We start from the raw sequence: 9,119 nt of genomic DNA on the forward strand, positions 1-9,119 counted from the left end.
TATGTTACGCTACCGCTAACCCATCCTACAAATAATTGTGCCTCCCTACTTAGGGTTTGCTGAATAAGTACGGGCGAAGCATTCGGATAGAAAATCTACGTTTTCACCGATAGGTTATTGCCCGAATGCTTCGCCCCTACAGGACGCGGGCCGATGAAGACGCAAGGTTTTGAACGACGATTCTCTCAAAATCTTGCACCTGTGGGAGCGAGAAAAGCCCCAAAACCCTTACTTTGCCTACATTTCAAATTTATTCAGCAAACCCTACTTAAGTGTTAAGTTTCCGATTCCTGAATGCTGTCTCCTGATTCCTGACTCCTGACTTGAAAGAGGGTGTAGGGTGTAGGGTGTGGGGTGTGGGGGAATGGGGAAATGGGGAGACCACTTCGTGCGCGTTGCGGGGGGAAGTGGGGAAGTGGGGGAATTTCAACTAAAACCCTTAAACCCTAACACCCTAACACCCCAAAACCCCCAACACCTTTTTTGACTTTTGACTTTTTACTTTATATTTGTGGTTTACGACTTAGTAATTATTGGTGCCACTCCTGCGGGGATAGAAGCGGCTTTGTTGGCTGTTCACCTCAAAAAAAGGGTGGCTTTAGTGCAACAGCCTTCTAGGGACAATTTAGAGGCATCTGAGGACATTTTTAGCAAGGGCTACAGCCAAATTATCCATCTCTATAAACTGCTGAATCATTGGCAAGAAACGGCCATTTATCCCCAATGGCAACGGTTGCGGCAATGGTTAGAGGAAGTAGATAAAACTATTAATAAAAATCATTCTTTGGCAAGATTAGCCACGGAAGGAATAGATGTGATCCCGGGTGGAGGGGAATTTGTCCGGCTGCCCCATTTAGGATTTGTGGTTAATGGTCGGCAATTGTTGGCTAAACACTATCTTATCGCCACGGGTTTTTATCTGCAAGTCCCGAAAATTTTCGGCTTAGATGAGGTTAATTATTTTACCGCTCAAACCCTTTGGCAAGAGCCAAATTTAGACAAGTTGGGACAACATTTAGCGATTATTGGCAACAGCAGCATGGCTGTGAGTTTAGCGCAAATTCTCCGACGTTTAGGGAAAGAAATTAGCTTAATTATCGAGGATAATTATCTACTGCCGGATATTGATTGGGAAATCTCCCATTTAGTTACTGCCATTTTAGAAGCGGAAGGAATTAAGATTTTACCAGGCTATTGTCCTAGTCAAGTGAAAGCGATCGAGGGTCAAAAATGGTTACAATTAGGCAATCGTGTCATCGAAGTTGATGATCTCATTTTTGCCGGTAATTATCAAGTCAATGAACAGGGATTAAATTTGGCTGGGGTGGGAGTTAAACTAGAGGAGGGATTAATTAGGGTTAATCAGCAATTACAAACCGATAATTCCCGCATTTATGCCCTAAATTTGCTCAGAAATAATTATCCCGATCCTACTTTAAATCACCGGGCTGCTTTTGGGTTAGTCAAGCATCTGCTCACGGGAGAAAAATTTAACTTTAATCCCGAGCAAATTCCCTCATTTATTGCTTTCGATCCTGCTATTGCTTGGGTGGGTTTAACTGGAAAAGCAGCCCAGGACAGCTATGGTGAGGAGGTAAAGATGATCAACTATCCAATTAAAAATATGGTCCCACAGCAAATCTGGGGGGAAACCACGGGATTTTGTCAATTAATCTACCGACAAGATGGTAAAATACTGGGAGCGCAAATAGTCGGTAATCAAGCAGCAGAAATGATTAGTATTATCAGTTTAGCTTTACAAGAAAATTTAACCATACAATCCCTCAATAAAAATATTTATGCTTGGGGAAGTATGGGAGAGATTATCGGAGAAATGACGCAATTAATCCCCCCGAAAAAATCTTGGTTAACTTGGCTAAAACAATTATTTAGATAATTAGATCGAGAAGGAAGATTAAATTATGAAACCGAAGTTTATTGTCTTTGAAGGTATTGACGGATCGGGAACAAGTACCCAAGCAAAACTCTTACAAGAATATTTTTTAAAGCGAGGGGAAAAAGCAGTTTTAAGTCCGGAACCTTCCGAGGGAGTCATCGGTCGTTTGATTCGAGAAATAATGCAAACTAATCTTATTTCTATCAAAGATCAAAATCAATTTGACCGACAAATGGCCTATTTATTTGCAGCTGATCGCCATGATCACTTATATAATGATCACGATGGCGTTTTTAAACTTATTCACCAAGAACAAACCCACGTTATCACTACTCGTTATTATTTTTCCTCCCTGGCCTACAATTGCAATAATCCCGAAGAATTTGCTTTTGTTCGGCAGTTAAATCAACATTTTCCCAATCCAGATATAGTTATTTATATCGATGTTATTCCCGATATTTCTCTAGCAAGAATTAAAAACAGAGCCATCACAGAAGTGTACGAAAAACAAGAAAAATTAATGAAAGTTCGTCAGATGTTTATCGAGATATTTAAAGAATATAAAGATAATTGTTTACAACTGGATGGGAGTGATACAATAGAAAACCTTCACCGAAATATTATTAATTATCTTGAACGATTAATTTAAATCCATGCTTAGTACAGAAACCACCCCTAAATTCACCTACCAACCCCACTATAAACCCAATCAATTAATCTGCGGTCACGGCCAAACGGCAATTATCACGGGATGGACAGTAAAACAGTCCCTTGCTAAACATTTAAATCCCGACCAATACGCGGTGATTGGTAATCTTTATAGTCCCACCAGAGGAATTAGTCCCCTGCTGAGAAACTTAATAGCAAATCCCCACGTTAGATACTTAGTTATTCTCAACGCGACTAAGGAAGATAAGAACTCCGGTAGCTGTCAATGTTTGCTAGATTTTTTTAGTCAAGGATTCCAGTTAGGAAAAAGTGACACAGGTAAAGAATGTTGGCTAATTAATTCTTCTACCACTGGATATATTGACAAAGAAATTGACCGAGAAATTCTCGAAAAATTGCGTCAATCAATTCAATATCAACCAGTTAAATCCATCCCAGAAGCGATTGAAACTGTCAAAAATTATGCAAAACAATCCCCCTTACCAACTTGGGGAGAACCCTTAACCTTTCCTATCTCAGAAAATCTTCCTTCTCTCCTACCCGGGACAAGATACGGTCATCGCATTGAAGGAAAAACTATTGCCGAAACTTGGGTAAAAATTCTCCAAAAGATTAAAACCACCGGCACAATTAGACCGACAGGATATGATGGTAAATGGCAAGAATTAATTGACCTAATGGCCGTTGTCACTGATGAACCACCAGAATTTTATTTTCCTGAACCTAATTATTTGCCTATAGATAGAGCTTTTCTCACCGAATATATCGGGCAAATTCTCGATGATTCCCCTATACACCAAGGAGTTAAATACACCTACGGTCAAAGATTACGCTCTTGGTTTGGACGGGACCAAATTGCACAGGTTATCAATAAATTAATCTCAGAAATTGATGCTGCTAGTGCAGTTATGTCCCTCTGGGATGTGAAAGACCACGAAAAGGGAGGTAGTCCCTGTTTAAATCATATTTGGGTGCGAGTGGTGGAAAATGAATTATCTCTCACCGCAATATTTAGAAGTAATGATATGTTTGCCGCTTGGCCGGCAAATGCCATGGGATTGCGTGCTTTACAACAACATATTAGGGATGAGATTAGCAAGCACTCTGACTACAATTTATCAATGGGTCCATTAATTACTATTAGCCAATCGGCCCATATATACGATGATACTTGGGAGAATGTCGAACGATTAATCGCCACCCAGTACGATAAAATTATTAATCAGCGCGATTTTTTTGACCCTAGCGGTAACTTTTTGATTTCTGTGGAAAAAGAACAAATTCTCGTCCAACAAACTACCCCCGGCAGCGGGGAAATTGTTGCTTGTTATCAAGGCAAAAATCCCCTCAAATTAATCCGCGAGCTTGCCGCCGCCAATCCCGCAATTATTCCCGAACATATCGGTTATCTGGGAATCGAATTACAAAAGGCCTACAACTGTCTTAAGAATAATCAACCGTATATTCAAGACCAGTAGGAATTGGGAAGTTTCAGTGAACAGTGAACAGTAAACAGTAATCAGTGGGGTGCATCTCAATTTTGTCGAAATATCTATATTACATTTGGGCGCACGCGATGCGCCCCTACCATTGGCGCGATAATATTATTGTAGGGGCGAATTGCATTCGCCCTCTTTTAATAACTTCTGCTGCTCACCATAAGTGAGAGAAAATCACAAATACAAGATGCACCCAATCAGTGAACTTAAAACTCAAATCTGATAACTGATAACTGATTACTGATTACTGATTACTGATTACTGCTCCTTGTTTGCTGAACCAGCACCGCGATATTTGAGAGATGAGGAGCGAATTGGGTTAGCCACCGTGGGATTATTGGTGATTTTAACCTCCGCACCGCGATATTTACCCCCTCGCTCCTTGACAGGAGCTTCGGTGACTGTTGGCTCGATATAGGTGGCGCCACGATACTTTTTCTCGCCGGCGGTTTCTGGAGTGGGTACGGGGACATTCTTCTGCTCTTCTCGTCCTTGCCATAAAAAGGTGACGACAATCACAACTGTCAAGAGAATTAATAGCTGAATCTGCCAAGGAGCTAAAACCAGACTCAACACTAAACTAATTACCGTGGCGGCACTGGCCAGATAAGCGATTTCATCGCTGGACTTCTGCCAGAAATAGGCAGCCAGAGCAGCGGTGAATAGTGGCAACAAAAACAAATAGGACATTCTGGGTACACCTTGTCATGCTAGTGAACCAATCTCTCTATTATTACCTCCCCAGCTTCGATCGGCGAAAAATATTAACTTAGCTTATACATCTCATAAGTTTTATTTTGTCAATCCTTCTTTACAATTCGTAAAAATCTTGTTACATTTATTTACATGAACTAAAAGTTAAAGCAAAACAGCCAAGACAGCAAGCCAGTTCAGATTGTCTCGGGGAGCATCAGACAGCTTATGATTCGTTTAGCTCCAGACAATGGCAAAAAACTTGGCCTACTAGCTTAAAAAAGTTTTCGGGGTTTGGGTTTACCCCATTGACAGATTTGCTTGAGTTCTCCTACATAACTTAGCGCTACCTCGGCTGGACACCGGGGTTTTTTATTTTGTGACAGGGTTTGCGGCAAAAAGTACGGGCGAAGCATTCGGTTAGAAAATCTCCGGTTTCACCGATAGGTTATTGCCCGAATGCTTCGCCCCTACAGGACGCGGGCCGATGAAGACGCAAGGTTTTGAACAACGATTCTCTCAAAATCTTGCACCTGTGGGAGCGAGAAAAGCCACAAAACTCTTACCTTGCCTACATTTCACATTTATTCAGCAAACCCTATTTAGTTACAGGGTTTTCGACCAAGTAAAACGTAGATAAATTATTCCTATCTAACAATTAATTGAGATTACCTACTTAATTAAAAATTAACTTCATTTTGATGCACGGAATCCAAATAAAACTTGATTACATCTTCTGATGTACCCTGACATTGTAACTGGCCTTTATTTAGCCAAATTGCTTGGTCACAGGACTCTTGAATTAAAGTCAAATCGTGGGAAACTACTAAAATAGTAGCGTTAGAATTCCAGAATTTTTTTAACCGTCGTTTACACTTATTTTTAAAACTTTCATCCCCGACGGAAAGGACTTCATCAAGAATAAGAATATCGGGGTGAACCTCTGTGGCGATCGCAAATCCTAAACGAGCCACCATCCCGGAAGAAAGAGATTTCACCGGCGCTCCCATATATTCTTCTAACTCAGCAAAGTCAAGGATATCTTTGGTTTTTTCCTTCATTTCCTGACGAGAAAATCCCAGCATTACCCCATAGAGAATAATATTATCTTTTACTGGTAAATCTGGATCAAAACCCGCTCCTAATTCAATTAGAGAAGCAATTTGTCCCCTGACTCTCACCTGTCCCTTTGTCGGTTCCAGAATACCACAAATGACTTTTAAGAGAGTAGATTTTCCTGCGCCATTAGCTCCAATGATACCTAATTTCGCTCCAGAATTAATGACTAAATCTATATCATCCAGAACTAATTTTTTGGCAGGTTGACGATATTTACCTTCAAGAATAGAGAAGATTGTCCTTTTTAGATCGTAGGAGAATTCTTCTTGAGTACGTCTTTCGAGAGACACTTGATCGAGTCGAATTACTTCTGTCATTTATAATAAATCCATAAATAAATGTCGCCAGAGTCGGAAGCAAGTCCAACCAATTCCTAAGATGATGATTCCACCAAGTAGAGATTGAAAAATCAAACCAAAATCCGGTAATCCAGGGGAAAGGGACAATTGGCGAATACTTTCGATTACCGGTAATAATGGGTTTAATAGTAGGAATGGTTTTACGGAAGGAGGAATAATTTCTGGGGGATAGAAAATCGGGCTGCTAATCCAAGCGACAAAACAAACAATTTCGTAAAAATAGGGTAAGTCTCTGAAGAAAACGTAGAGGGTACTGACAAAGAAACCCACTCCCGTGCAAACCAGAGAAAGACCAATCACGGGAAAAATCAGAGCAATTACATTAATTAAACTTTGAGACTTCCAGAGAGTTACTATAGCCAAAAGGGGAAAGATACTAATAGCAAATTGAAAAATATTTGCCACTACCATGGAAACGGGAAAAATGCTAACTGGCAGACGAATTTTATTTAAAATACTGCCATTACCGACGATACTAGGTAAAGCTTGGTTAGTGGAAGCATTAAAAAAATTTATTACTACTAAACCGGTGAAAGCCGCTAGGACATAGTTAACTATAGAATTATCAAAATAAGAGGCGAAAACCGTGCCGAAAATTGCCGTGTATAGTGCAGTCATAATCGCGGGATTTAACAAAGACCAGTAAACCCCCAGAAAAGAACCCCGATAGCGTCCCTTGAGATTACGTTCCACCAGAACACTAAGCAATTCGTAATATCGCCGCGCTGTTGACCATCTAGTTTTTGCTTGGAGATCGGTCATAGGGATAATTGTCATCTCGTCAGTATTCAGTGCCTTATTCTAAACGATTACCGTCAATTTTGTCTATCGATCGAGGGAGTACTCTAGTTTTTATCCAGTCCCCGACGACTCTCCCTCTCCGGAAAAAGTTCCCTTCTTGGTCCATTTATCTGACCCAAAAAGCTTAAAAACCACTAAAAGCCTCTTTTTTTCGGGTTGAACTCGGTTTTTAGGGACATCCTCAGCTAATTGACCTAGACTCTAAGTAAGTGGTTCTGGTTAAATAGAGGATAGATTTTGCCTTTGATACCCTTAATCAGGGGGGATAACTCCTTATGAAGGGGAGAAATCTGACAATTTTTAAAACCTACTTAATTAGCAAGTTTACCAATAAAATAGACATCAGAACGTAGGTTGGGTTGAAGCATGAAACCCAACGCCTGACAATTTTTAAAACCTACTTAATTAGCAAGTTTACCAATAAAATAGACATCATATAAAAGCCAAGAAATGCCGATTTAAACAGAGCTAATCTCAGAAAAACCGGATTCAAAAACCGATAACTTAACAATTTACTAACGGACAAACCAAGAATCTAATCTAATTGATGTCCCGTCAGTTCCACGAAGATATCTTCGAGGTTGGAAGGGCGACACATTACTCCAGTTTTATCGCTCAAAGTGTCCAGATAAGAGTTAGCATCGGCCACGGTGGGGAAGAATTTATAATCGATTTTATCGCCAACTTGTTTGATAACTAACCCTTCGCCATACTTAGTGCGAAAATCCGTTAGAGTTCCTAATTCGATTAATTTGCCCGCATCCATAATGCCAATTCTGCCCGGTTTTCCCGTGGCGTTATCCTGACAGAGAAATTCCACTTCTTCCATGTAGTGAGTGGTTAACAAAATTGTCATTCCTTGCTGGTTTAAATCGCGAATTACTTCCCACAAACGACGACGATTTTGGGGATCTAAACCGACAGTCGGTTCATCGAGAAAGAGGATTTTTGGTTCGTGAAGAAGAGCGCGAGCAATCTGTAAACGTCGTTTCATCCCTCCGGAAAGAGTTTTGGCAAGGGCAGATTTTCGATCGCTTAAACTGACATAATCTAAATAGCGATCGATTAATTCCTGTCTCTGGGGATTGGGGATATGGTGCATCCGGCCGTGAAATTCCAGATTTTCCCAGACGGTTAATTCCCCATCAACGCTAATCTGTTGCAAGACTACCCCTATATTTTTCTTCACCTGATCGCGGTATTTTTTCACATCATACCCCGCCACTTCGATTTCTCCTTGACTCGCTTCGGTTAGGGTGATAATCATGCGGATTGTCGTCGATTTTCCCGCACCGTTGGGACCGAGTAAACCAAAGATTTCCCCTTTTTCGATAGCAAAGGAAAGCTCGTTAACTACCGGGAGATTGTTATAGATTTTAGAAACGCGATCGAGAGCAATAGCGGCGGTCATAGTTACAAAAGTTAATATTCCAGCTATGGATTAGTTTGACATACTCCCACCTTCAAGCTACGCTGTGACGGGGGATTCTTTCCAGATCACTATCGGAAATTCCTTGTTCAACGAGACAGCTTAGATTCTCAATGTCTCCATTAATAATCCAGAGGCCGGACTCTCCCCCCCCCTTGCCCCCCCGACCCCCCCGATGTCGGGGGGGCAGGGGGGGTGGGGGGTTGGGGGGGGTTTCTGTTTGCCCAACAGTACCGTTGAGATGATTTCCCAAATATTTCAACCCTTTTTTAAGAATATTTATTGCTGCATTATGATCCCTATCTAAGACTGTTTTACAGTTAGGACATTTATGAGTTCTAGTGCTTAAGGTTTTTTGAACTCTCGTCCCACAAACTGAACAATCTTGGCTAGTAAAATGGGGAGGAACAGCAATACAAACAATCCGATAAATCTTGGCAAAATAATTCAACCATTCAGTGAATTGATACCAAGAAGCATCAGAAATCGACTTAGACAGCTTACGGTTTTTTACTAAGTTTCTTACCTTTAAAGCTTCATAGACTACCAGATCATTAGACTGGACTAACGCCAAAGCGTCTTTAATTGCTTTGTCTTTACGTTGTCTTGACACTTTAAGATGAAGCTTGGCAACTTTTACCCGTTGCTTGTGA

At 40.8% G+C, this 9,119-nt stretch carries 9 protein-coding genes; 4 read left to right on the forward strand and 5 right to left on the reverse strand.

The genetic code is table 11. From position 1 onward, the window contains the following. Positions 1-364: 364 nt before the first annotated feature. The 4 genes from IM515_RS07630 to IM515_RS07645 are packed head-to-tail and all read left to right on the forward strand — an operon-like array spanning position 365 to position 4,044. A complete protein-coding gene (locus IM515_RS07630; protein ID WP_256377347.1) occupies positions 365-487 on the forward strand; it encodes a hypothetical protein in 123 nt (40 codons plus the stop codon). Positions 488-511: 24 nt separating this feature from the next. Next, positions 512-1,897, forward strand: coding sequence for a dihydrolipoyl dehydrogenase family protein (locus IM515_RS07635; RefSeq protein WP_287630534.1), 1,386 nt, complete (start codon positions 512-514; stop codon positions 1,895-1,897). A gap of 25 nt (positions 1,898-1,922) precedes the next feature. Then, a complete protein-coding gene (gene tmk / locus IM515_RS07640) occupies positions 1,923-2,546 on the forward strand; it encodes a dTMP kinase (RefSeq protein WP_287630535.1) in 624 nt (207 codons plus the stop codon). A gap of 4 nt (positions 2,547-2,550) precedes the next feature. Next, positions 2,551-4,044 (forward strand): thymidylate synthase, encoded by a 1,494-nt coding sequence (locus IM515_RS07645; protein ID WP_287630536.1) that lies wholly within the window; start codon positions 2,551-2,553, stop codon positions 4,042-4,044. A gap of 279 nt (positions 4,045-4,323) precedes the next feature. Here IM515_RS07645 and IM515_RS07650 read toward each other — a convergent pair whose 3' ends face one another. From IM515_RS07650 to IM515_RS07670, 5 genes are all read right to left on the reverse strand, one after another. Then, positions 4,324-4,755, reverse strand: coding sequence for a DUF4278 domain-containing protein (locus IM515_RS07650; protein ID WP_287630537.1), 432 nt, complete (start codon positions 4,753-4,755; stop codon positions 4,324-4,326). Positions 4,756-5,438: 683 nt separating this feature from the next. After that, complete coding sequence (locus IM515_RS07655) at positions 5,439-6,194, reverse strand: ABC transporter ATP-binding protein (protein WP_002771944.1); 756 nt, start codon at positions 6,192-6,194, stop codon at positions 5,439-5,441. Further along, positions 6,195-6,998, reverse strand: coding sequence for an ABC transporter permease (locus tag IM515_RS07660; RefSeq protein ID WP_170863902.1), 804 nt, complete (start codon positions 6,996-6,998; stop codon positions 6,195-6,197). A gap of 574 nt (positions 6,999-7,572) precedes the next feature. Then, a complete protein-coding gene (locus tag IM515_RS07665) occupies positions 7,573-8,448 on the reverse strand; it encodes an ABC transporter ATP-binding protein (RefSeq protein WP_287630538.1) in 876 nt (291 codons plus the stop codon). Between the two features lie 52 nt (positions 8,449-8,500). Next, the coding region (locus IM515_RS07670; protein ID WP_287697948.1) for an RNA-guided endonuclease InsQ/TnpB family protein at positions 8,501-9,119 on the reverse strand (619 nt) is incomplete at its 5' end.

The sequence above is a fragment of the Microcystis sp. M44BS1 genome, from assembly GCF_020244875.1.
In the GTDB taxonomy this organism is placed as follows: Bacteria; Cyanobacteriota; Cyanobacteriia; order Cyanobacteriales; family Microcystaceae; genus Microcystis; species Microcystis panniformis.